Genomic DNA, 842 nt, shown 5'->3' with positions numbered 1-842 from the left:
AGCATTCACCAGCTTGATAGTATGAGTACCTTCTGCTAGGTTGCCTGTTTCATATACCGTTTGACTCCGTTTGCGCACGGTGCTCTGCGTATCAATCGTTGCCACTTTTTGACCATCTACATAGACATCCATCGGACCGTGTTGCGGGTCGACAGTAGACACGACATAGGCCTTATTTCCTGTGAATTGATATTCAACGCTGGCATCTTTTTGGTTAGTCCACATAGAACTTCCGCGAACACCTTCATTTTCTTGATGCCAAGTCGTATTATTCTTATTTCCCTCAGTATTAGAATGATAATCCAAGCCCAAAGGATATCCATCTGTCTTTTCGATAGACTGAGGTGTTTTGTAGAGCGCAAAGTTGGTCAAAATCGGAGTCGCCTGAGCACCCGTAATAGTAACACGGATTCTTCTAGCAGTGACCGGCTGGCCTTGGATAAGACGGCGGTAGCCAACTGTACTGCCTTCGCCATAGCGAACCCAACGACCATTGACTTCTACGTCAATGTTGAAACCGGAAATCCGCTGACCTTTAGCAATATCTTCTTTCAACTCGACCACATCAAAACGCTTATTCTCTCCCAAATCAACTGTGAAAGAACCAGTCAAGGCATCATTTGATAGCGCCCAAGATGTCTTGTCATCACCATCAACCAGATGATTGACATTGTATTTGGCATTCTTCCGTGTAGAATCCGCTACCACACTGGCACCTGCTGCTAGATTAGTAGAATACATGTCTTTGAGCGTCTGATGAAATTCTTTTAATCTTGCAACATCAACATCTGCAAATCGTCCTTCTTTGTTAGGTGGAATATTGAGCAAAAGTGGTGTTCCAC

At 44.3% G+C, this 842-nt stretch carries 1 protein-coding gene; it reads right to left on the bottom strand.

Going from position 1 to position 842, the window contains the following annotated elements:
* The coding region (locus tag D8792_RS10880; RefSeq protein WP_142999399.1) for a discoidin domain-containing protein at nucleotides 1-842 on the bottom strand (842 nt) is incomplete at both ends.

This window comes from Streptococcus cristatus (assembly GCF_003943505.1).
In the GTDB taxonomy this organism is placed as follows: Bacteria; Bacillota; Bacilli; order Lactobacillales; family Streptococcaceae; genus Streptococcus; species Streptococcus cristatus_E.
Note: the sequence above shows the minus strand (reverse complement) of the source record. Positions and strands in the feature narration are given on the sequence as shown.